Source organism: Nocardioides sp. Leaf374 (assembly GCF_916862475.1).
GTDB lineage: Bacteria > Actinomycetota > Actinomycetes > Propionibacteriales > Nocardioidaceae > Nocardioides > Nocardioides kribbensis.
This window is the reverse complement of the sequence record NZ_CAKASO010000051.1, coordinates 1-22,291: the sequence shown is the minus strand read 5'-3', so window position 1 is coordinate 22,291 and position 22,291 is coordinate 1. Positions and strand designations below refer to the sequence as shown.

16 protein-coding genes are annotated in these 22,291 nt (G+C 77.2%); 8 read left to right on the top strand and 8 right to left on the bottom strand.

Annotation, left to right across the window (positions count from 1 at the left end; genetic code table 11):
* Positions 1 to 1,379: family 1 glycosylhydrolase (locus tag LPA27_RS17395; RefSeq protein ID WP_228943245.1), on the bottom strand; the 1,379-nt coding region annotated here is incomplete at its 3' end.
* Positions 1,380 to 1,395: 16 nt separating this feature from the next.
* On the opposite strand from LPA27_RS17395, the gene LPA27_RS17390 reads away from it, so the two are divergent.
* The gene (locus LPA27_RS17390; protein ID WP_228943244.1) at positions 1,396 to 2,073 is read left to right on the top strand and encodes a pirin family protein; all 678 of its coding nucleotides are present in this window, start codon (positions 1,396 to 1,398) and stop codon (positions 2,071 to 2,073) included.
* Positions 2,074 to 2,518: 445 nt separating this feature from the next.
* Here the strand turns inward: LPA27_RS17390 and LPA27_RS17385 are convergent, their stop codons facing one another.
* Positions 2,519 to 3,430, bottom strand: coding sequence for a diacylglycerol/lipid kinase family protein (locus LPA27_RS17385; protein ID WP_228943243.1), 912 nt, complete (start codon positions 3,428 to 3,430; stop codon positions 2,519 to 2,521).
* Between the two features lie 336 nt (positions 3,431 to 3,766).
* Here LPA27_RS17385 and LPA27_RS17380 point away from each other — a divergent pair, with 336 nt between their 5' ends.
* The 3 genes from LPA27_RS17380 to LPA27_RS19305 all read left to right on the top strand — a co-directional run bounded on the left by LPA27_RS17380 (position 3,767) and on the right by LPA27_RS19305 (position 7,449).
* Entirely contained in the window at positions 3,767 to 4,831 is a 1,065-nt protein-coding gene (locus LPA27_RS17380) for a sigma-70 family RNA polymerase sigma factor (protein ID WP_228943242.1), read from the top strand.
* Complete coding sequence (locus LPA27_RS17375) at positions 4,828 to 5,811, top strand: maleylpyruvate isomerase N-terminal domain-containing protein (protein WP_228943241.1); 984 nt, start codon at positions 4,828 to 4,830, stop codon at positions 5,809 to 5,811. The genes LPA27_RS17380 and LPA27_RS17375 overlap by 4 nt, the downstream gene beginning before the upstream one ends.
* A gap of 297 nt (positions 5,812 to 6,108) precedes the next feature.
* Complete coding sequence (locus LPA27_RS19305) at positions 6,109 to 7,449, top strand: LuxR family transcriptional regulator (RefSeq protein ID WP_267477230.1); 1,341 nt, start codon at positions 6,109 to 6,111, stop codon at positions 7,447 to 7,449.
* Positions 7,450 to 7,483: 34 nt separating this feature from the next.
* Here the strand turns inward: LPA27_RS19305 and LPA27_RS17365 are convergent, their stop codons facing one another.
* Complete coding sequence (locus LPA27_RS17365) at positions 7,484 to 8,599, bottom strand: DUF2332 domain-containing protein (protein WP_228943240.1); 1,116 nt, start codon at positions 8,597 to 8,599, stop codon at positions 7,484 to 7,486.
* Between the two features lie 186 nt (positions 8,600 to 8,785).
* On the opposite strand from LPA27_RS17365, the gene LPA27_RS17360 reads away from it, so the two are divergent.
* From LPA27_RS17360 to LPA27_RS17350, 3 genes are all read left to right on the top strand, one after another.
* Positions 8,786 to 9,298, top strand: a complete 513-nt coding sequence (locus tag LPA27_RS17360; protein WP_056865043.1) for an NfeD family protein — start codon at positions 8,786 to 8,788, stop codon at positions 9,296 to 9,298.
* Between the two features lie 96 nt (positions 9,299 to 9,394).
* The gene (locus tag LPA27_RS17355; RefSeq protein WP_056905159.1) at positions 9,395 to 10,918 is read left to right on the top strand and encodes a flotillin family protein; all 1,524 of its coding nucleotides are present in this window, start codon (positions 9,395 to 9,397) and stop codon (positions 10,916 to 10,918) included.
* Positions 10,915 to 12,033: a hypothetical protein gene (locus tag LPA27_RS17350; protein WP_228943239.1), complete on the top strand. Its 1,119-nt coding sequence runs from the start codon at positions 10,915 to 10,917 to the stop codon at positions 12,031 to 12,033. Before LPA27_RS17355 ends, LPA27_RS17350 begins: the two co-directional genes overlap by 4 nt.
* A 108-nt stretch (positions 12,034 to 12,141) precedes the next feature.
* On the opposite strand, the gene LPA27_RS17345 is transcribed toward LPA27_RS17350, so the two are convergent.
* The 5 genes from LPA27_RS17345 to LPA27_RS17325 form a co-directional block, all read right to left on the bottom strand.
* Positions 12,142 to 13,611 carry an NAD-dependent succinate-semialdehyde dehydrogenase gene (locus LPA27_RS17345; protein ID WP_056865046.1) on the bottom strand — a complete coding sequence of 490 codons (1,470 nt, stop codon included), beginning with the start codon at positions 13,609 to 13,611 and terminating at the stop codon, positions 12,142 to 12,144.
* Positions 13,612 to 13,856: 245 nt separating this feature from the next.
* A complete protein-coding gene (locus LPA27_RS17340; protein ID WP_228943238.1) occupies positions 13,857 to 16,724 on the bottom strand; it encodes a helix-turn-helix transcriptional regulator in 2,868 nt (955 codons plus the stop codon).
* A 618-nt stretch (positions 16,725 to 17,342) separates the two neighbouring features.
* On the bottom strand, positions 17,343 to 19,364 hold the full coding sequence (locus LPA27_RS17335) for a penicillin-binding transpeptidase domain-containing protein (RefSeq protein ID WP_228943237.1): 2,022 nt from the start codon (positions 19,362 to 19,364) through the stop codon (positions 17,343 to 17,345).
* 112 nt (positions 19,365 to 19,476) lie between these two features.
* Positions 19,477 to 20,475, bottom strand: coding sequence for an SGNH/GDSL hydrolase family protein (locus LPA27_RS17330; RefSeq protein WP_228943236.1), 999 nt, complete (start codon positions 20,473 to 20,475; stop codon positions 19,477 to 19,479).
* Between the two features lie 167 nt (positions 20,476 to 20,642).
* On the bottom strand, positions 20,643 to 21,062 hold the full coding sequence (locus LPA27_RS17325; RefSeq protein WP_228943235.1) for a MerR family transcriptional regulator: 420 nt from the start codon (positions 21,060 to 21,062) through the stop codon (positions 20,643 to 20,645).
* A gap of 212 nt (positions 21,063 to 21,274) precedes the next feature.
* On the opposite strand from LPA27_RS17325, the gene LPA27_RS17320 reads away from it, so the two are divergent.
* On the top strand, positions 21,275 to 22,291 hold a 1,017-nt coding region (locus LPA27_RS17320; RefSeq protein ID WP_228943234.1), incomplete at its 3' end, for an NAD(P)/FAD-dependent oxidoreductase.

Sequence of the window (22,291 nt, the reverse complement as noted above, 5' to 3'; positions counted from 1 at the left end):
GCGGGCCCGGCGGCGGTCGCGGGCCCCGACCCCTGGTCGAGCAGCGGTCCGACGTGGAGGGCGCGGACGTCGACGCCGCGCTGCACCGCGGTGGCCACGGCCCGCAGGTGGCCCTCGAGGCGGCTCGTGCGGGGGTCGACGGGGGCGATGGGGCCGCCGGGGACGCCGGGGACGCCGCGGACGACCGGGGCCTCGGGGGTGCCCGCGTCGGCGGGGGTCGCGGGCTCGACGTACGGGGCGGGCGCGAGCGCGACCTGGAGCGGGGGGAGGGCGGCGCGGTAGCGGGCGCGGAACATGATCAGCCACTCGCGCAGGGCGTCGGGCACGACGGGGGTGCCGGCGTCGGTCTCGGGGTAGCCGAGCAGCTCGCAGCGCTCGAAGGGCACCTCCGACTCCTCCCCCGCGATGCCGATCTTGAGCGGGCTGTCGTAGGTGACGCCGTAGAAGTCGAGGGGCTGGCGGATGGTGGCCAGGTCGCCGTCGCGCACGACCTCCTCGAGGAGGGGCTGCAGGTCGACGGGGTAGCGGCCCAGCAGCATCGGCTCGAGGAAGAGCGCGTTCCACAGGGCGTCGTGGAGCTTGGTGGCGGCGACGTCGGCGACGTCCTCGCTGGCGGGCCACATGGGTGCGTGGTGGTTGGCGCAGCCGATGCTCGGGCCGGTGGCCGCCCCGTCGGCCAGGGGGTCGGCCAGGGGGTCGGCCAGGGGGTCGGCCAGGGGGTCGGCCAGGGGGTCCGGGGCGGTGGCGGGGTCGGCGAGGGGGCCGGGGCTGCCCGGCGGCGCGACCGGGGACCGCCCGCGGGCGGTGGCGCGCAGGGCGAGGACGGCCCGCCCGTGGGCGAGCAGCAGGTGGTGGGCCACGGGGAGGGCGTCGAAGGCGAGGCTGAGGCCGGGCGCCGCGCGACCGGTCATGTGGCCCTCGACGAGCAGCCGCGCGGGCTGGTCCACCGGCACCCAGTGCTCGACGCGGTCGCCCCAGCGCTCACCGGCCAGGGCGGCGAGGTCGGCGAGGCGGTCGACGGTGCCGCGGTTGAGCCAGCCGCCGTCGGCCTGCAGCGGCTCGGGCAGCACGCCGTCGTGGAGGGTCACCGACGGTCGGATCCCGGCGGCGGCCAGGGCGTCGAGGAGGAGGTCGACGTGGCGGGCCTCGGCCTCCTCCAGGGGCCCCGCGCCGCTCGGCTGGAGCCGCGGCCACGAGAGCGCGACGCGGGCCGAGGTCACGCCGAGCCCGGCGAGCCGGCGTACGTCGGAGGCCGCGGTGGCGCAGTCGCGCGCCCCCGGGGCCCGGGTCAGCCCGAGCCCGTCGGCGTCCACGCCGACGGCGAAACCCGGGGGCAGCACGGGCAGGGACCCGTCGCCGGGCCGGTGGGGGGACGGCACGGGCACAATGATGCCCGTGAGCGTCGAGATCCGTCGGGGAACTGTCCGCTTCGTCAGCCGGGCCGCGGGGCGGGAGACGAAGCACTCCTTCGCCTTCGGCGAGCACTACGACCCCGAGCGGCTCTCGTTCGGCCCGATCGTGTGCCACGACGACCACCACCTGCGCGGCGGCACCGGCTTCGAGGCCCACCGCCACACCGACCTGGAGATCGTCACCTACGTCGTCAGCGGCGCGCTGGAGCACACCCACGCCGACCCCGACGGCGCAGGCGCGGCGGCGGAGCCTGTGCGCGTCGAGGCCGGGTCGCTGGCGCTGCTGAGCGCCGGCGCCGGCGTGAGCCACAGCGAGGTCGCCGTCAGCGGCGCGGGCCCGGTGCGCTTCGTGCAGGTGTGGCTGCGCCCCGACGAGCCCGGCGCGACCCCGTCGTACGCCGTGCACCCCGACGCCACCTCGCTCGAGGTGCCGGGTGTGGCCGGGGCACGGCTCGACGTCGTGCGGCTCGGCACGGGCGGGACCACGACCCTGCCCGAGGCCGCGCGGGTGCACGCCTTCGTGTCCCGGGGCGCACTGGTGCGCTCCTCGCTGGCTGAGCCGGTGCAGGCCGGCGACGCCTTCCTCTTCGTCGACGAGCCGGCCCACGAGGTCACCGCCGCGGTGCCCACCGAGCTGCTGGTCTGGTCCTTCCGGTCCTGACCGGACCCGGTATCGCGGGTCCAGGCGCCTCCCCGCGGCTCGGCGTGCCCCCTGGACCTGATGACCGGAGGGGGCCGGCAGCGTCCCCGGCGCCTGAGGACCGCGGGTCGATCGGCGACCTGCCCGATCTCCTGCGCAGCGTCCTGCCCCGAGACCAGGGGCCGCCACCCGCCGCCGACCCCACCGACGGCCCGCGGCCCCCTGGCGCGAACGCATCCTGGGGTTGATCGAACGTTCGTTCAACCGCAGACACGTCGCCGTCCGAGGAGCTTCTGAGCCCGCGGCGCGCCCGCCACCGGCGCCGGCGACTGCCGAGCGCGGACCGCCCGGGCAGAAGGGGCGATCAGGGTGACGGGGCGACCGGGCAGGCAGGTGAGGGCGGGCGGGGCGAGGCGGAGCGGGGTGAGACGAGGCGAGGTGACGCGAGGCGGGCGAGGCCGTCGTCTCAGCCGATGACGCGGAGCGCCCCGGGCCGTATCTCGACCACGGCAGGCACAGCAGGCGGACCGCCGAGCCCAGGAAGCTCCCCCAGGGCCTCGCCGTCGGCGCCGACCGGCACGCGGGAGTCCGCGGCGATCTCGACGCGTCGCCCGGTGAGCACCGTGACCTCGGGCAGCTCGACGTGGGAACCGCCGTAGATCCGCGGGAACCGCCGGATCAGCTCCAGGCGCGAGGCCGCCTCGACGACGACGACGTCGAGCAGCCCGTCGTCGACGCGGGCGGACGGGGCGATGCGCATGCCCTGGCCGTAGTAGCCGGAGTTGGCGACGACGACGGTGGCCGCGGCGTACTCCGCGACCGCGCCGTCGACGACGACGCGGAAGCGGCCGGGCTGGTAGGTCGCCAGGGCGCGGACGGCACCGAGGGGGTACTGCAGCGGCTTCGGCGTCCAGCGCATCCGGTCCACCAGCGCGGCGGCGCGGGCGTCGACCCCGCTGTAGACCGAGCCGGCGACGAGGCGCTCGGGTGCGCCGGGGGCCTGCCACGAGAGCAGGTCGACGCGGCGCTCCGCCCCGTGGAGCAGCAGCTCGGCGACCTCCCCGGGCTCGGTGGGCAGACCGAGCATGCGGGCGAAGTCGTTGCCACGACCCGCGGGCAGCACGCCGAGGACGCCGCCCCCCGCGCAGACCTCACCGAGCAGGTGGGACAGCGTGCCGTCGCCACCGACGGAGACGACGACGTCACCGCGCTCTACGGCCCGGGCGACGAGCGCCGCCACCGCCCGCGGGCCCGGGGAGGAGACGACGTCGACCCGGGCGCCGGCCTCGCGCAGCTGCCGCGCGACCGGCAGGACCGCCTCGGGTGCAGCGCCGTCGCCCGAGGCGGGATTGACGAGGAACGTGAAGGATCGGGTCACGGGGGAAGCACTCCGGGGTCGAGGATGCCGGTCGGGTCTGCGGTGCGGGTGGGTGGTCGTGCCACCCGCGGCCATGATGGCGCCGCTCGCGCCGCTCCTGACGGCGCCCCACCGTGGCGGCGGTGCGGGCCGGGTCGGCGTACGCCTCCCCCTCAGCCTCCGAGCCGGGTCGGCGCTCCCCGCCCGGGCCGCCCGGCCCGCCCACCGTGGCCCGTCGCGCGTCGACCGGCCGCCCAGCGATGAGTCCGACCGTCGACGCCGGTCGGTGGGAGGGAGCACACTGCTGGACGACAGGAGCGCACGATGACGGTGGCGACGGCGACGAGGGACCAGGCCATGACCGAGACAGCGACATCCGCGGCGACACCCGCGGCGACACCCGCGGCGACGACGGGCGGCGCCGAGCTCGCCGACTTCCCCGCGCTCACCGAGCGCTACCAGCGCGAGCTGCTGGCCCACTGCTACCGGATGAGCGGCTCCGTGCACGAGGCCGAGGACCTCGTGCAGGAGACCTTCCTGCGCGCATGGCGCGCCTCGGCCGACTTCCAGGGCCGCTCGTCGGTGCGCACGTGGCTCTACCGGATCGCCACCAACGTCTGCCTGACCAACCTCGAGGGCCGACCCCGCCGTCCCCTGCCCGCCGGCCTCGGCACCTCCGACCAGCTGGCCGGCGACGCCCTGGAGGAGAACCACGAGATCGCCTGGCTCGAGCCCGTGCCCGACGCCGCCGTGGTCGTCGCCGAGCGCGACTCCATCCGGCTGGCCTTCGTGGCCGCGCTCCAGCACCTCCCGGCCCGGCAGCGGGCCGTGCTCATCCTGCGCGACGTGCTGCGCTGGTCGGCCGCGGAGGTCGCGGCCGCCCTCGACACCACGCCCGCGGCGGTCAACTCCGCCCTCCAGCGCGCCCACGCCCAGATGGCCCAGCGCGGCCTCACCGAGGACACCGTCGAGCAGGACCTCACCGGCGACCAGGAGCGGTTGCTCGAGGCCTACGTCGACGCGTTCTGGCGCAAGGACGTCGACCGCATCGTCGGCATGCTGCGCGCCGACGCGATCTGGGAGATGCCGCCCTTCACGGGGTGGTACGTCGGCGCCGACAACATCGGCGCCCTCATCGGCGGCCAGTGCCCCGGCGGCCACCACGACATGCCGATGCTGGCCACCGCCGCCAACGGCCAGCCCGCCTTCGGTCTCTACATGCGCACCCCCGCGGGCGACTTCGAGCCCTTCCACCTCCAGGTGGTCGAGCTCGACGCCGACCGCGTGCGCCACGTGCGGGCCTTCTTCGGTGTCGACTTCACCGCCTTCGGGCTGCCCGCGCGGCTGCCCGCGACCTACGAGCCCGGCGACCCCGCTCCAGCGGTCGACCCGGCCGTCGCCGCGCCGGCGAGCCACCGGTGACCTCGCAGCTCGACCGGGCGGTCGAGCTGCTGGAGCGCTCCCTGGCCCACACCCGGGTCGTCCTCCACGACCTGGAGGCGGCGCTGCCCTCGCGACCCGGGCTGCTGCGGGCGCCGACGCCGTGCACCGCGTGGGACCTCGAGGCGCTGCTCGCCCACCTCGCCGACTCCCTCGACGCCTTCACCGAGGCCGCCGGTGGTCGCGTGGAGATGGCCCGCCCACCGGGTGCCGGCGGGTCGCAGGATCCCGGGGGGCCGGCGCAGACGTCCCCGCCGGGCGCACCGTGGTGCGGTCCGACGGCCGACCCGGTCGGGCAGGTGCGTGACGTACGCCGACGGGCCGACCTCCTGCTGACCGCCTGGGTCGCTCGAGCGGACGCTGTGCGCTCGGGCGGCCACGGTGGAGGGCGTCCCCCCTCCGCGCCGGCGGACGCCACGCCCGGTGACCCGGCGCGCCCGGCGCGCCCGGTGCGCCCGGTGCGCCCGGTGGAGTCAGTGGGCTCGACCGACACAGCGGGCTCGGTGGGCCCGGAGGGCACGGTCGTGGGCGGCGACCCGGAGGGCCCGGGCGACGGCGCCGAGGTGGTCGCGGTGGCCGACCGCTCCCTGGGCGTGGCGACCGTGGTGGCAGCGGCGGCGCTCGAGGTCGCCGTGCACGGCTGGGACGTCGCCCGAGCAGCGGGCCTCGACCGCACGCTGCCGGACGCCCTGGCCGCCGACCTGCTGCCGGTCGCGCGCGCGTGCGTCGGGCCGGCCGACCGCGGCCCGCGCTTCGCGCCCTCCCCCACCACCGGCAGCGCGCCCGTCAGCGGGCCCGTCAGCGGACCCGGTGCGCGGCCCGTCGGCCGGCGTTCCGGCCCGGCCACCGCGACGCTCATGGCCCACCTGGGTCGTGACCTGACTGGACCGCTGCGGGAGGAGCCACGTCCCGGCGACACCAATCCCGGCGAACGCCCACCACCGGACCGTCGCGCTTCCTAACCTGTGCCCATGCAGGCCACCACGGCCGCCGCGACCGGCGGCCGGCACCTCGAGGACGCTCCGTCGACCGCACCCGCGCCGTCCGCACCCGCGCCGCCCGCGGCTGGGACCGCGCCGGTGGCCGGGACCACGCCCGTGGACGGCCCCGCGGCCGACACACCCGCCACCGCGGCCCGACCCGCGCTCGCCCGCCGGACGGGGGCGGCGCGGACACCGCAGCACCGCCCGACAGCCCGCCACCCCGGGCCGGCCGACCTCGCCGCTGCGCTGAGCAGGGGCCTGCTCGGCGGCGGTCCCGTGGACCTGACGCCGCTCGAGGGTGCGCGCGACGGCCAGCTCGACGGCCAGCAGGGGCGGCGCCCGCTGGGCCGCCTCGGGTCCAGCGGGTCCAGCGGATCCAACGGGTCCGTGCAGGCCACCGAGCCCGCCTCCGACCGCGCCGCCGCGACCGCGGGCCACGGCGCCCCCACCGCCGCCTGCACCTCGGCCACCTCCGCCCCCACCGCCGCCTCCACCTCGGCCACCTCGGCCGCCTCCGCCGCCGCGGCGTCGACCGCTGCCCCCGTCTCCGACGACCCCGCCGACGCCGCCTCGCTGTCACTGACCCGGGCGGTCCACCTGCTGCGTGCGGGGCGGGTCGAGGAGACCCTCGCCGCCCTCGACGCGCTCACGGCCGACCCCGACCCACGGCCCGATGCGGCCCGCGCCGGCCTGCCCGTGCATCTGGAGGTCGCTGCGCTGGCGACGGCCCTGGACGCCCACCTGTGCGCCGGCGACCTGGGCTCCGCGCTCGATGTCGGCCGGGCCCTCCGCGCCCTCGACACCAGCGCACCCCCGGGACCCGCCCCCACCAGCGCCGGCACCACCGACGTCGCGTCGACGTCCGGAGCCGCCCCGGGGGGTCTGGTGGACCCCCACCCCGAGGCCGTGCGTCAGCACGCGCTCGCCGAGCTGTGCGCCGCCTCCGGCGACCACGCCGGGGCGGTGGAGCACGCGAGCGCCGCCGGCCGGCTCGCCCCCGACGCCGCACCCGCCGACCTGCCCTGGCGCGCCTCGCTGGCGATGGCCCTGGCCCGCGCCGGGCGCCGCGGCGAGGCCGAGGCTCTGGTGGGCGACCACCTCGCCGCGGCCGACCGGGCGGGGTCGACGTACGCCCGGGCCGGGGCGCTGCGCACGCGGGCGAGCCTGCTCGCCGGCCCCGAGCGCACGGCCCGCCTCGAGGAGGCGCGCGCGCTGCTGACCGGTCGACCCGACCTCGCACGGCTCGCCGCCCAGGTCGACGTCGACCTGGCCGGGGTGCTGGCCCTGACCCCGGGCGGTGCCCCGCGCGCGGTCGCGCTGCTGCGCACCGCCGAGGCCTTCGCGAGCACCCACGGTCTCTGGCCCCTGCACGGCCGGGTCCGCCGCCTGCTCGAGCACCTCGGGGAGTCGCCACGGCGCATCGCCGCCGAGGTGCTGGCCCCGCTGGGCGCCCGGGAGCGGCGGGTGGCGGGCCTGGCGATGGCCGGCTCCACCAACCGTCAGGTGGCCGAGGAGCTCGGGGTCACGGTCAAGGCGGTCGAGTGGCACCTCTCGCGGGTCTACCGCAAGCTCGGGGTCACCTCACGCACCGGCCTGCGGGCGCTGCTCGAGGGCTGACCGCGCGACCCGCGGCCCCACGGGTGGGCGCCGGTCAGGCGCCCGGCCCTCCCGGCGGCGCGCACCACTCGAGGCTGCGGCCGTGGCCGTGGGTCCAGGCCAGGGCCTGCCCGTCGAGGCCGAGCACGAAGGTCTGTCGCCCCGGTGGCAGCTCGGGACCGGTGGCGGTGACCTCCGGCAGCACGCCGCGGCCCTCGTTGCTGACCCACCGGCAGGCCCCCGACCCGACGAGCTCGCGCATCATCGCCACGAAGCGGCGCCGGTCGTCCTCGGCGAGGTAGGCCACGACCGCGCTGTGCACCACGACCACCTGCGCCTCGCCGCCGACCTCCTCCACCAGGGCGGGGAGGTCGGTGAGCAGGTCACCCCGGCGTACGTCGGGCGGCTCGGCCCGGGCCACCTCGACGGCGCGGGCCAGCAGCTCACGGCGGTCGTCGTGCTCGGGCCAGACCAGCGTGGTCAGCCACGCCACGGTGTCGGGGTCGGCCGCGTCGAGCGGGTTGAGGTCGAGGCCGCCCCGCCACACCACCGGCGGCAGCGGGCCGGTCAGCAGCCCGCGCAGGCCCCCGTCGAGGCCCGCGTCGGGGCCCGCGTCGAGGCCCCCGCGCCCGGCTCCACCGGGCGCGCCCGGGTCGAGGGCGCAGGTGAGCAGGGGCGCGCCCGGGTCGCCCACGGTGACGCCGGGCTCGCCGGGCTCGCCGTGCGACCGGGCGCCTCCCGTCAGGTCCCAGCGGTAGCGCCACCGGTCGGGGTAGAGGCACAGCCCGGCGCTGGCGCCCACCTCGAGCAGGGCCAGCGGGCGGTCGTCGCCGCGGGTCGCCGCCACGAGGGCGGGGCGCAGCGTGGCCAGGCGGCGCACCTCGTTGGTCTGCGTGGTGCGCGACAGGATCGTGGCGCGCACGGCGCCCCCGTCGGCGAGCAGCGCGTCGCGCAGCGCGGAGTAGGGCCCCGGAGCCGGCACACCGTGCCAGCGGGCAGCGGCCAGCACCAGGTTGGGCTGGCGCCGGGCGTCGGGCAGCGCCCCGATCCAGGCCAGCACCTCGGGGTCGTCGGCCACGTGGCGCGCCCAGTCGGCGAAGCAGGCGGAGTCGCCGTCGGCGTAGGCCGCGAAGTCGACGTACCGCGCGGCGAGGTCACCCCACATCTCCATGCCCCGATCGTCCCCCACCGCCGCCCAGCACCACCTCCCGCCACCACCCGCCAGCTCCCACCACCACCGCCGGGCCCGGTCGGGGCCGGACGGACAGGGGCGGGGCCTCCCGGTGTTTCGCGCGCCGGGGCGCCGGACATGCTGAGGCCCAGCGCCCCACCCCGGGGCGCGGGCGGGAGCGCAGCGGTGACGGTCTACCTGGTGGTCGGGCTCGTCGGCCTGCTCGTGCTCGCGGTCTCGCTGCTGCTCGGCGACGCCCTCGACGGGCTCCTCGACGGCGCGGTCGACGCGCTCGGCGACGCCTTCTCCACCGCGGTGCTCGGCGCCTTCCTCGCCGCCCTCGGCTTCGGCGGCGCGATCGCGGAGGCCCTCGACGCACCGCTGCTCGTCTCGCTGCCGGTCGGCGTGGCCTCGGGCGTGGTCTTCGGGTGGTTCGCCTCCTGGCTGACCCGGCTGGTGCGCGACGGCGGCAGCGACGCCACCCTCACCACCGACGACACCCGGGGCCGCGACGGACGGGTGGTCACCGGCATCCCCGCCGACGGGTTCGGGGTCGTCGACGTCCTGGTCGGGGGGCACACGATGCGCCTCAACGCCCGCGCCGAGGAGCCGCTCGGCCCCGGCACCCCGGTGCACGTCACCAGCGTCCTCTCCCCCACCGCGGTCACCGTCGCCCCGCTGTGGCCCGAGGTCCGCTGACCCGTCCGCGTCCCCCCTCCCACCCGGCTCCACCACCCCACGCCGCACCACCCCACGCCGCACCGCCCCCACGCCGCACCGCCCGAAAGGCCCCCCATGGACCTGCTCATCCCCCTCGGTGGACTCCTCGTCCTCCTCGTGCTCCTCGTCCTGCTGGTCACCAGCCGCTACAAGGTCGCCGGACCCAACGAGGCCTTCATCGTCACCGGGCGCAAGGGCAAGGCGGTGCTCAACCCCGAGACCGGCGCCCTCACCACCGACCTGTCGGGGCAGAAGGTCATCCTCGGCGGCGGCACCTTCGTGATCCCCTTCGTGCAGAAGCTCGCCACCCTCGACCTGTCCTCGCGCCGCATCTCGGTGCAGATCCGGGGCGCGGTCTCGGGCCAGGGCATCAAGCTCAACGTCGAGGGCGTCGCCATCGTCAAGGTGGGCGGCAACGCCGACCAGATCCGCCTGGCCGCCCAGCGCTTCCTCTCGCAGCAGGCCGACGTCGAGCCCTTCACCCAGGAGGTGCTCGCGGGCGCGCTCCGCTCGATCGTGGGCGGGCTGACCGTGGAGCAGATCATCCGCGACCGCGCCGCCTTCGCCCAGCGCGTGGCCGACGAGTCGGAGAACTCCCTGACCGGCCAGGGCCTGATCCTCGACACCTTCCAGATCCAGGACGTCACCGACGACGGCTCCTACCTCGCCGACCTCGGCCGCCCCGAGGCCGCCCGCATCGGCCAGGCCGCCTCCATCGCCGAGGCCAACGCCCGCCAGGCCGCCGAGCAGGCGCGGATCAAGGCCGAGGAGGAGATCGCCATCGCCCAGCGCGCGCTCGCCCTCAAGCAGGCCGAGATCAAGGCCGAGACCGACGCGGCCTCCGCCAACGCCGCCTCGGCCGGACCCCTGGCCCAGGCCGACCGCGACCAGGCCATCCTGCTGGAGCAGGAGAAGGTGGCCGTGCGGCAGGCGGCGCTCACCGAGCGCAACCTCGAGACCGAGGTGCGCAAGCCCGCCGACGCCGCGCGCTACCGCGTCGAGCAGGAGGCCGAGGCCGCCCGGTCGGCCGAGATCGCCGCCGCCGAGGCGCGCAAGGCCGCCACGATCGCGGCCGCCGAGGCCGCCGCCGAGCAGGCCCGGCTCAACGGTGAGGCCGAGAAGTCACGGCGTACGGCGCTCGCAGAGGCCGAGGCGATCGAGGGCGCACGACGCGGTGAGGCCGAGCGGTCGCGGCGCGTCGCGGAGGCCGAGGCCACCCGCGCCGAGGGCGAGGCCACCGCGGCCGCCACCCTCGCGGTCGGCCAGGCCGAGGCCGAGGCGATGGACAAGCGTGCCGAGGCCTTCGCCCACTACAACGACGCGGCGGTGCTCCAGATGCTCATCGAGGTGCTGCCGCAGATCGCCCGGGAGGTCGCGGCCCCGATCAGCGCCATCGACCAGCTGACCGTCATCTCCTCCGACGGCGCCGGCGCCCTGCCGCGCCAGGTCACCGACAACGTCACCCAGACGCTGTCGATGCTCAAGACCTCCACCGGCCTCGACCTCGAGGCCCTCATCAAGAGCTCCGTGGGCAAGGCGGCCGTCGGCACCGGCCTCGAGGCCCCGGCCGCCGGCGGCACCGGGGGCACCGGGGCGTGAGCGGGGGCGCGACCAGGGCCGCTCGCGCGGTCGGGACGGCGGTCCTGGCCATCGCCTCGGTGCTGGCGGGCCTCCTGCTGCTGGCCTTCGGGGCGCGGGCGGTCGCCGTGCCGTGGCTGCGGTGGATCGACCTGTGGGTCGCCGACGGCGACGAGCGGCGCGTGGTGCTGGCCGTCGTGGCGTGGTCGTGGGCGCTCGGGCTGCTCGTGGTCGGCGTGCGCGCGGCCCGGCGGCGGTGGGGACGGGCGGCGTCGGCGGGCTGGCTGCTCGTGGCGGCGGCCGCACTGCCGGTCTTCGCCTTCGTGCCCGGCCGCAGCAGCGGTGACAACGGGGCGAGCACCGTCACGCGCGAGGCCCTCGGCCCCCTGGCACAGGTCGGCGGCCCGCTTGCCGTCGTCGCCTTCGTGACCTTCCTGTCGGTGGTCGGCCTCGCCGTGGCCGTCGTGCGCCCCCGCCCGGGCGACTCGCCCCGCACCCGGTGGCTGCGCCGCCCGCGCGGCACGGTGGTGGCCTGGACCCTCGGGGCGGTCGTGCTCGCCGGCGTCATGGCGGCCTACGTCGACCCCACCCCCACCCGCGGCTCCTGGCTGGACCAGACCGCGCGCGCCGTGGCCGGCGGCGACGAGGGGGTGACCGGGGGCTTCGAGATCGGCCTCGACACGCGCCGCGCCGAGGTCGTGCCCTGCGAGGAGGCGGCCGGGCTGCTGAGCGTCGAGGGGGAGGCGCCGGCCCTCGAGGGGTGCCGCTCCGCCCTGGTCGTCGACGCCGTCGGCCGCACGGGCGAGGGCGCGGCCCGACGCGACACCGGGGCGCTGGGCGCCGTGGTGGTGCAGACCCGGACCCTCGACCAGCTCGACGCCCTCGACCGGGCCCTCGACGACGCCGAGCTCGTCGGCGACCTGACCCCCGACTCGGCCGAGCCCGTGCTGGTCAGCCCGGCCGCGCGGTCCTACGCACTCGTCATCGCCGCCGAGGACCCCGGCGACGCCCCGCTCGGCGAGGGAGCGGCCCAGCGGCCCCTCACCCGCGCCCTGGCCTACACCGTCATCGGCACCGCCGTCGGGCTCTACCTCGGCCCGCCCGAGGTCGATGGCGGCCCGGGCGACGAGCCCTGACGCCCCGCCCGCGGACCTGCCGCCCCGTCGTGACGGGGCGGCGGAGGGGCGGCGGAGCGGCGGACAGGGCGTGACGGCGCGCGGCCCCGGCCGGGAGCGGGCCGCGGGTCAGCCGGCGGGGAGGGCGACGTAGGTGGTCTCGAGGTACTCCTCGATGCCCTCGAAGCCGCCCTCGCGGCCGAAGCCGCTGGCCTTGACACCGCCGAAGGGGGCGGCGGGGTTGGAGATCAGGCCGGTGTTGACCCCGACCATGCCGAAGTCGAGCCGCTCGGCCAGGCGGATCGTGCGGGACAGGTCGCGGGTGTAGACGTAGGACGCCAGGCCGTACTCGGTGTCGTTGGCGCGCTCGACGGCCTCGTCCTCGGTCTCGAACGTCGTCACCGGGGCGACCGGGCCGAAGATCTCCTGGCGGTTGAGGTCGGAGCCGACGGGCACGTCGAGCAGCACGGTCGGGGGGTAGAACCAGCCGTCGCCGCCCAGCGGGGTGCCACCGCACACGACCTTCGCGCCGCCCTCGACGGCGTCGGCGACCAGGGCCGTCACCGACTCCACGGCCTTGGCGTCGATGAGGGGGCCGACGTCGACGCCCTCGTCCTGGCCGCGGCCCACGGTGAGGGCGCCCATGCGCTTGCCGAGCTTGTCGGCGAACTCCTCGGCCACCGAGGAATGCACCAGGAAGCGGTTGGCCGCCGTGCAGGCCTCGCCCATGTTGCGCATCTTGGCCACCATCGCGCCGTCGACCGCGGCGTCGACGTCGGCGTCGGCGAAGACCAGGAAGGGCGCGTTGCCGCCCAGCTCCATCGAGACCCGCTGCAGCTGGTCGGCCGACTGGCGCACCAGCACCTTGCCGACGCCGGTGGAGCCGGTGAAGCTGACCTTGCGCAGCCGGTCGTCGCCCTGGAGCGCCTGGCTCATCTCCCCGGCCCGGGTCGAGGGCACGACGTTGAGCACGCCGTCGGGCAGCCCGGCCTCGCCGAGGATGCGGGCCAGCGCCAGCATGGTCAACGGGGTCTGGGCGGCGGGCTTGACCACCATCGTGCAGCCGGCGGCGATGGCCGGGCCGATCTTGCGGGTGCCCATGGCCAACGGGAAGTTCCACGGCGTGACGAAGAAGCACGGCCCCACCGGCTTCTTCAGCGTCAGCAGGCGGCTGCCACCGGCCGGCGCCTGCATCCAGCGGCCGTGGATGCGCACGGCCTCCTCGGAGTACCACCGGAAGAACTCGTTGCCGTAGCCGACCTCACCGGTCGCCTCGGCGACGGTCTTGCCCATCTCCAGGCTCATCAGGCGGGCCAGGTCGTCGGTGCGCTCGCGGATCAGCTCGAAGGCCGAGCGCAGGATCTCCCCGCGCTCGCGCGGCGCGGTGGCGGCCCAGGAGGCCTGGGCGGCGACGGCGGCGTCGAGGGCCTCGCGGGCGTCGGCCACCGAGGCGTCGGCGACACGGGTCAGCACCGAGCCGTCGGCGGGGTCGAGCACGTCGAAGGTCTCACCGCCCTCCGCCTCGCGCCAGCGACCGGCGACCAGCAGGCCCCGGTGCTCGTCGGCCAGCAGCGTGCTCGGGACATCCAGACCAGTCATGGGTCCGATCCAACTCCGGCGACACAGTTGTGACAAGTTCCTGACACTCGACCACCGGCGTGGAAAACTCGGGGCTGTCGACTTCGGAGGGAGCACTTCGATGACGACGGTGGACCCCTTGCCGACCCCATGCGGCGAGGGGTTCATCCTTGTGCGGCTCCTGGCTGTCCCCACACACGGACCCCACACGGACGAGCGCGGGCCCTCGGGCCCGCGCTCGCGTCCGTCGGCGACGTCGGGCCGGCTCAGGCGCCGGGGTCGCGCAGCAGCGAGGCGAGCTGCGTGCGCGAGCGCACGTCGAGCTTGCGGTAGATGCGGGTCAGGGTCGCCTCGACGGTCTTGACGCTCACGTAGGTCCGGGCGGCGATCTCGCGGTTCGACGCCCCCGCGGCGACCTCACGGGCGATGCGGGCCTCGGTCTCGGTGAGGCGGTCGAGCAGCGGGGTGCCGACGGTCGCGGCCGCCGGGTCGAGCTCGGCGCGCACCTGCTCCACCCACGTGCGGGCCCGCAGGTCGGTGAAGAGCGCCAGCGCCTCCTCCAGGCCGGCGCGCGCCGCCGCGGCCCGGCGCCGGCGCCGCTCCAGGTGGGCACGGGCCACCAGCGTGCGCCCCTGGTCGACGCGCATGCCGAGGTCGGCGCAGACCTTGGCCGCCCGGTCGAGCAGCAGCACGGCGCCCTCGGCGTCGCCGCGGGCGGTGAGCAGCTCGGCCTCGGCGCGGTCGAGCTGGGCGCCCACCCCGTCGGTGCCGCTGCGACCGTCGAGGGCGCGGCGGGCCTCGGCGAGCACGCCGGACGCCTCCTCCAGCCGCCCCAGGCGCACCAGGGCGGTGACCAGCTCGTGCTGCCACCGGTTGACCGTGGGGTCGACGACCCGGCTGCGCTGCTCCATGCCGCGCACCCGCTCCAGCGCCCGCGCCGCGCCCTCGGCGTCGCCGCCGCGCAGCAGGGCCTGCCCCAGCAGCACGAGGTGGCGCTGGAGGTAGCGCGCGTCGCCGCTGTCCTCCGCGGCCGAGGCGCCCTGCCCGGCCAGCCGCCGGGCCCGGTCGAGGTCGCCGGCGACCAGCTCGGCCTGGGCCTGCACGAACCAGGCGGTGTGGGGGTCGAGCCCGAACTCCGCCCCGACCCGGGCCGCGCGCGCGGCGTACTCGACGACCTCGCGGCCGTGGCCGGCCCGGGCGCCGACCTCGACCAGGCAGCGCAGCACGTGGGCCTCGTCGGTGCCGGCGCCCCGCTCGACCTGGGCCAGCATCGCGCGGAAGGCGCTCCAGGCCTCCTCCAGACGGTCGTCGTAGAAGGCGAAGCGGGCGGCCATGTAGCCCGGCGAGGTGTGCACCAGCCCGTCGGCGCCGGGGCCGGGCCCGGCCAGGTCGACGGCGCGGGCCAGGGTGGCGTCGTGGGGGCCGCCGAGCCAGCGGTACGCCGCGGCCAGCGCCGTGAGCGCCGCGGCGCGCCCGGTGTCGTCGCCGGCACGGCCGAGCAGCTCCACGGCCTGCTCCGCGCGGCGGATCGACTCCTCGGGGCGCGCCTCCATGAGCGCCACGCGGGAGCGCTGCAGCAGCACCATCGCGACCAGCCGGTCGTCGTCGCCCGCGTCGGAGAGCGCCACGGCGAGCACGTCGTCGAGGGTGCCGGCCGGCGAGCCCGCCAGCTCGGCCAGCGCCAGACGCACCCGCACGGTCTGCTCGGCCGTCGGCGCGGCGTCGAGGAAGTCGGCGAGCGCGCCGCGCACCAGGTCGACGTGGTTGCCCGGGGCGGCGGTCTCGATGCCGGTGGCCAGCCACTCCGCGCGGCTCCCGGCCAGGTCGGCCGGGGCCCGGTCGGCGGCGAGCACGTAGAGCTCGGCGGCCAGGTCGCGCGCGCCCGCCGCGGCGGCGTCGCGGGCGGCGTCGGCCAGCTCCCGGGCCAGGTCGGCGCGCGGGCGGGGATCGGCCAGGGCCCGGTGGCGGGCCCGCTCGGCCGGACGCACCGCGGCCTCCGCCAGCTCCTCGTGCAGCGCGGCACGGCGCGCGGCCGGGGTGAGGTCGAGCAGCACCGAGGCCAGCCGGGCCGGGGTGAAGCGCACCTCGCCGTCGCCGGAGGCGTCGGCGAGGTGGGCGCCGCGGCCGTCGACGACGAGGCCCGCGGCCACCGCGACCCGGATGTCCTCCTCGGCGGCGATCCGACCGCTGCGACGCAGCTGGCGCACGGTCGGGCGGTGGAGCAGCGCGGCGCGCAGCAGGGTCTCGCGGGGGTCCTCCGGCAGGGCGAGCAGCCGCTGGCGCAGCACCCGCTCGATGCTGACCGGCAGCGGCACGGGTCGCCCGAGCAGCGCCGGCTGGTCGCGCAGCGCACCGGCCAGCGCCAGTGCCAGCGCCGGCACACCGGCCGCGTCGAGGTGCACGCGGTGGGCCACCTGGGCGGGCAGGCCCAGCGGCGCGAGCAGGTCGATGGTCTCGGCGACCTCGAGCGGCGGCACGGTGAGGACGTGGAGGTCGACCAGCGCGGCGGGGTCGGAGTCGATGCCGTCGCCCGGCCCGAGCGAGGCCACCAGTCCCACCCGGTCGCCGAGGCGGCGGCGCGCGTAGCCGACGACCACCGACGACTCCGCGTCGAGCCACTGCACGTCGTCGAGCAGCAGCAGCACCCGCGAGCGGCGCGAGACCAGCTCGAGCAGGGCCTGCAGCGCGCGACCGAGGGCCACCAGGAGCGGCTCGTCGACCGCCAGCAGGGGTGGCCCGGCCGGTGCGCCCGACGGTGCGCCCGAAACCGGGCCGGTCGAGGGCTCGAGGCCGGGGTCGGGCTCGGGGTGGGTGTCTGTGGAGGGGGTGCCGCGCAGGCCGTCGGCCACCGGGGCCCGCGAGGTCGGGGGGAGGGCCTGGAGCACCTGGTCGACCGCGGCGGCGGGCAGCTGGGCGACCAGGTCGCGCAGCGCGGCGAGCGGCAGCGACCGCTCGGCCGGCACCCCCGCGGCGCGCAGGACGAGCTGGCCGGCCGCGCCGCCCGCGGTCTCGAGCTCGTCGAGCAGCGCGCTGCGTCCGATGCCGTGCGGGCCCTGGAGGGCGACCGGCACTCCCCGCCCGAGCAGGTCCGTGACCGCTGCGAGCAGGCCGCGACGACCCACGAGTCGAGACATGAGGCGGTCAGCCTACGACCCCCGACGCGCTCGTCCCGCACCGACGAGCGTCGCCCCGAGGTCGGCCGGGTAAAGGTTCTGCCCCCCGCCGGGAGGGGCCTCGCGGTGCGCTCCACGGGCGCCTCCGGGTCGTCCGGGCGGGCCGCGCCGGGCCCGGATCGCCCCGCTGTGGGACCCCGCCGAGGGGCCCCGCCGAGGGCTCGGCCGTGCACATGACCGACCGAGGCGTTGTCCGGGGCCCTGGCGTCATGCGTTGGGTGGATGCGCATCCACGCCTCGTATGACGTCCTGCCCGAGGCTGTCCGCCCGAGACCCGGGCGTCATGCGTTGGGTGGATGCGCATCCACATCTCGCACGACGTCCTGCCCGAGGCTGTCCGCCCGAGACCCGGACGTCATGCGTTGGGTGGATGCGCATCCACATCTCGCACGACGTCCTGCCCGAGGCCGTCCGCCCGAGACCCGGACGTCATGCGTTGGGTGGATGCGCATCCACATCTCGCACGACGTCCTGCCCGAGGCCGTCCGCCCGAGACCCGGACGTCATGCGCCAGGTGGATGCGCATCCACATCTCGCATGACGTCCTGCCCGGGCCGTGCGTCCGGGGCCCGGTGCGGCTCAGCGGGCGGCGCGCAGGAAGCCCTCCAGCAGGGGGCCGGCGGTCACCGAGCCCGACTGCCCCTCGTCGACGTACACCGCGACCGCGAGGTCGCCCTGGGCGGCGACCATCCAGGCGTGGGTCAGCACGCGGCCGTCGCGCTCGAACTCCGCCGTGCCGGTCTTGGCGATCACCGGCGGGCCGGGCACGTCGGCCAGGGCCGACCCGCTGCCCTCGGTGACCACGGCGCGCAGCATGCCGCGCAGGGCACCGGCCTCCTGCGCGCTCAGCGGGTCGACGTCGCCCGACGGCGTCGCGCGCACGTCGTCGAGGAGCCACGGCAGCGTGAGCTCCCCGGCGGCGACGGTGCCGACGACCGAGGCCATGGTCAGCGGGGAGGCCAGCACCGTGCCCTGGCCGATGAGGTCGGCGGCGGCACCGGTCTCGGTGGTCGGGGTCTCGATGCTGCCGAAGTACGCCGGGAAGCCCAGGTCGTGGTCGACGCCCAGGCCCAGGGTGGCCGCGGCGTCGGCCAGGTCGGTGTCGCCGAGCCGGTCGCGCTGGCTGATGAAGGCGGTGTTGCAGGAGTTGGCCACGGCCGTGCGCAGGGGCACCTCCCCGGTCGCGCCGGCGGGGTAGTCGGAGTAGTTGGTGAAGCGGCGCCCGTCGACGAGGACCGAGGTGGTGCACGGCACGGTGCTGGCGGGGGTCAGCCCGGAGCGCAGCAGCGCCAGGCTGCTGACGATCTTGAACGTCGACCCCGGTGCGGCCTGGCCGAAGGTGGCGAGGTTGAGGCCGTCGCTGCCGGGCCCGCTGGCGGCGGCGAGCACCGCGCCCGTGCTGGGGCGCAGGGCCACGATCGCGCTGCCGGGGCCGACGTCGGCCAGCAGCCGCTCCGCGCTCGACTGCAGGTCGCCGTCGAGGCTGAGGCGCAGGTCGGTGCCGTCGACCTCGTCGAGGCGGAAGAGCTCGCGCTCGCCGCGGTTGCGCACCATGGCCCCGGAGTCGGCGGGGGTCGCGTTGACCACCACCCCGGGGGTGCCGCGCAGCTGCGCGTCGTACCTCGCCTGGAGGCCCGACAGGCCCGCCTCGTCGCCGGGGGCGTAGACCGCGGGGTCCTCCTCGACCATCTCGGCCGTGACCGGGCCGACCGTGCCCAGGATCGGCGCGGCGAACTCCCGGGTCGGCGCCAGCGGGAGCGAGTCGGCCACGGCCAGCGCCCCGGTGATCGAGCGGTAGTCGCGACCCACCCGCTTCGGGACCTCGAGCTGGCGGTAGGTGATCGCCTCCACGAAGGCCTCCTCGCCCGCGGCCTCGACCCGGGCGGCGTACGGCGCGACGTCGACGCCCACCAGTCGGGCCAGCGCCCGGGCGGCCGGCAGGGCCTGGGCCGCGTCGCGGAACTGGCTGCGGTCGATGCCGAAGCGGGTCACCGGCCGGTCGGTGACCAGCACCTGGCCGCCCGCGCCCACCAGGTCGCCGCGCGCCGGGGTCACCGGCGTGGCGTCGAGCACCTCGTCCTCGCCCAGCGTCGGCTCCACCAGCCGGGGCTCCCAGGCCACCAGCCAGGCGTCGTCGCGCTGCACGAGCCCGACCTCGGAGTCGTAGGTCCACGGCTGCGGGTCCTCGCTCCCGCTCTCGGCCCCCTCGGCCAGCTCGGCCCCGTCGGAGGCCGGTGCCGGCTCGACCAGGGGCCACGACCAGGTGAGTGTGGCGGTGGCGTCGGTGCCGTCGTCGACCACCTCGCCCGCGATGACCACGGGGGTGACGTCGCCGAGGCCGCCGACCACCGCGTCGAGCAGGGCCTGCACCTCCTCGCCGCTGTCGCCGGCCCACGCCACCGTCGTCACGTCGCCCGCCGACAGCGCCGCGGCGAGGTCCTCGACCACCGGGGCCGGGTCGGGCCCGCCGACGGTGTCGGCCACCTGGTCGCAGCCGCTCAGCACGGTGGTGAGGCCGAGCGCGGCGGCCGCGAGCGTGCCGGCGCGCCGGCGGCCGGGCCTCCGGGGGGTGCGGTCGTGGGTGGTGCGTGGTGCCTGCATGACGTCCCTTCTACGTGACGGTGGTCGTCTCCGCAGGGGTGACGCGCGGGAGGCCCGATCGGTTGCCGCCGACCCGTGACCGGCCCCGGACCAGTGGCGGGTGGGTGGCGGGTCAGTGGCGGGCGGCCCAGCGGTCGAGGTCGGTGATGCCGGCGCGGCGGGCGGCCGCGCGGGCGGCCGGGGTGGTCAGGTCGGGGGCGGTGACCGTCTCCGGCTCGATGGCGACGTCGAGTCCGGCGTACCGGCGCTGCTGCGCGGCCAGGGTCGCGCCCTGGGCGTCGGCGGCCTGCAGCAGGTCGGCGTCGATGCGCGGGGCCGACGTGGCGACCCGACCCAGCGCGCTGCCGGTCAGCAGGGGCGAGACGAGCGGGGTGTAGCCGGAGGAGTGGCCGAGCTGGTTGGGGTGGTAGCTCTCGCTCACGGGGCTGGAGAAGCCGTTGAGCCACTCGACGTCGTCGCAGACCGCGTGGCCGGTGAACCGGCTGGTCGGGTTGGCGAAGCCGAAGCCGCGCGCGGACGCGGCGGCGGCCAGGCGGGCGTTGAGCTGGTCGGCGGTGGCGTTGAGGCGCGTCTCCTCGGCCGGGGAGAAGAACGTGGCGGCGTTGCAGTCCTCGCCCATGAAGACCCGCGGGTAGCCGACCACGACCACCCTCGCCTGCGGCGCGCGGCTGCGGATGGAGCCGTAGAGGGTGGAGAGCCGGCCCGGGAGCGTGCCGGCGATGAAGGCCTGGGCCTGGTCGACGGCACCGCCGCAGTCGCTCATCCAGCCGGGCAGCGCGCACTCGGTGAGCACGTCGGCGAAGCCCGCGTCGTTGCCGCCGACGGAGATCGTGACGTAGGCCGTGCTCGCCGAGAGCGCGCCGAGCTGCGCGGTGGTGACGTCGGGGATGGTCGCGCCCGAGCAGGCGCGGAAGGTGAGCGCGTAGCCGCGCTGGGCCGCCACGAGGCTGGGGTAGGCCCGCGTGGAGCGCTGGCAGGAGGTGCCGTCGTCGAGGTAGCTGCGGGTGCCGGTGCCGGAGGAGTAGGAGTCACCGAGCGCGACGTACGACGGCGCCGCCGCGCTCGCGGGGGCCGCGGGCAGGGCCACCGCCGCCAGTGGGGCGAGCAGCACGGCGGCGAGGGCGGCCGCCCGCCCGGAGCGGGCCCGACGGGCGGGCCGCGGGCCCCGCGAGGGGGCCGGCGACCGGAACGAGCGTGACGACGCGAGCAGGGGCATGACGGACCTCCGGGTGCGCCCCCGTCCCGAGCGGCGCGGGGTCCCTCGCAACCTAGGCCCGCTCAGCCGCCGCGGGAAGGGCTCGCGGGAGCAGCAAGGGGTTTCCCGAAGGCGTGCTCGCGCCCGGCCAGGAGGTCCTCGACGCCGGCCTCGAAGCGCGGGCAGGTGGCGATGTCGTGGGCGCGGCAGCGCAGCGCGTGCTCGGTCATCTCGCGGGAGCGGCGCATCTCCTCCATGCGACGGTCGAGATCGGCGAGGTGGCCCTCCAGCACCTCGTGGCGGTCGGGCGCCTCCGCGTCGAGCAGCACGGCGATCTGCTCGAGGGTCATGCCCGCGGCCTTGCTGCGCAGCACGACCGCCACCCGCACGACGTCGTCGCGCACGTAGCGCCGGCGCCCGGCGCCGTCGCGGGCGGGCCGGAGCAGCCCGACGTCCTCCCAGTGCCGCAGCACGTGGGTGGCCAGACCGAAGCGCGCGGCCACCTCCCCCACCGACCACGGCGGCTCCCCACGGCCGGGCGGTGCGGCGGGGGCCGACGGGGTGGAGGGGGAAGGGGAGGGAGAAGCGGTGCCCGGGCCGTCCTGGGGCGCCGGTGACCGGGGGCTTGACTTCATGTCGACATGAAGTCACAGCATCGTGGTGAGGGCAAGCGCCCCGCCCGTCAGGGCCCGACACCACCGCCGAGGAGCCAGCCATGAGCCACCCCACCGACACCGACCATCCCTCCGGTCCCTCCGATCCCACCGACGACCGCCGCAGCACCGCAGCGGACGCCCCGGCCACCTCCGAGCAGGTCGACGTCGTGGTGCTCGGCGGCGGGCCCGCCGGCCTCCAGGCCGCGCTGACCCTCGGCCGCTCGCACCGCCGGGTCCTGCTCGTCGACGGCGGTCACTACCGCAACGACCCCTCCGCTCACCTGCACAACTTCCTCACCCGCGACGGCACCCCGCCGGCCGAGCTGCGGGCGATCGGGCGCGCGGAGCTCGCGGCGTACGCCGGCGTCGAGGTGCGCGAGGCCCGCGCCAGCGCGGTGGAGGCCGCCGGCGACGACCTCGCCGACGGCTTCGTGGTCACCCTCGAGGTCACCGGGGAGCGCGCGGGCGCCGGGCAGCGCGTGCGTGCGCGCCGTGTGCTGCTGGCCACCGGGCTGCGCGACGTGCTGCCCGCGGTGGCGGGGCTGGAGGACCTGTGGGGCGACCTCGCCGCGCACTGCCCCTACTGCCACGGCCACGAGCTGTCGGGGCGGGCCGTGGCGCTGCTGGGCAGCCACGACCACCTGCCGCGCATCGCGGTGCTGCTCGAGCGCACCGCCTCGCGCCTGGTCGTGCTCACCGACGGCGCGTCGCTGCCCGAGGCGACCGCCGCCACGCTCGCCGGACTCGGCGTGGCCGTGCGCAGCGAGCCGGTCACGGCCCTGCACCGCACCGGCGACGGCGTGCGCGCCGAGCTGGTGGGCGGGCCCGACGAGAAGGTCGGCGGGATCTTCGTGGCGCCGGTGCTCGAGCAGGCGGCGCCCTTCGCCGCCCAGCTCGGCCTGGAGGTGCTCGCCTCCGGCGGCGTGCGCGTCGACGCCATGGGCCGCACCAGCCGCCCCGGGGTCTTCGCGGCGGGCGCCGACGGCGAAGGCCGGTCCGGCGAGCAGCTGGCCATCACCGACGCCTTCGTCATCGCCTCGGCCACCAACGACCGGCAGGTCAAGGCCATCGTCGAC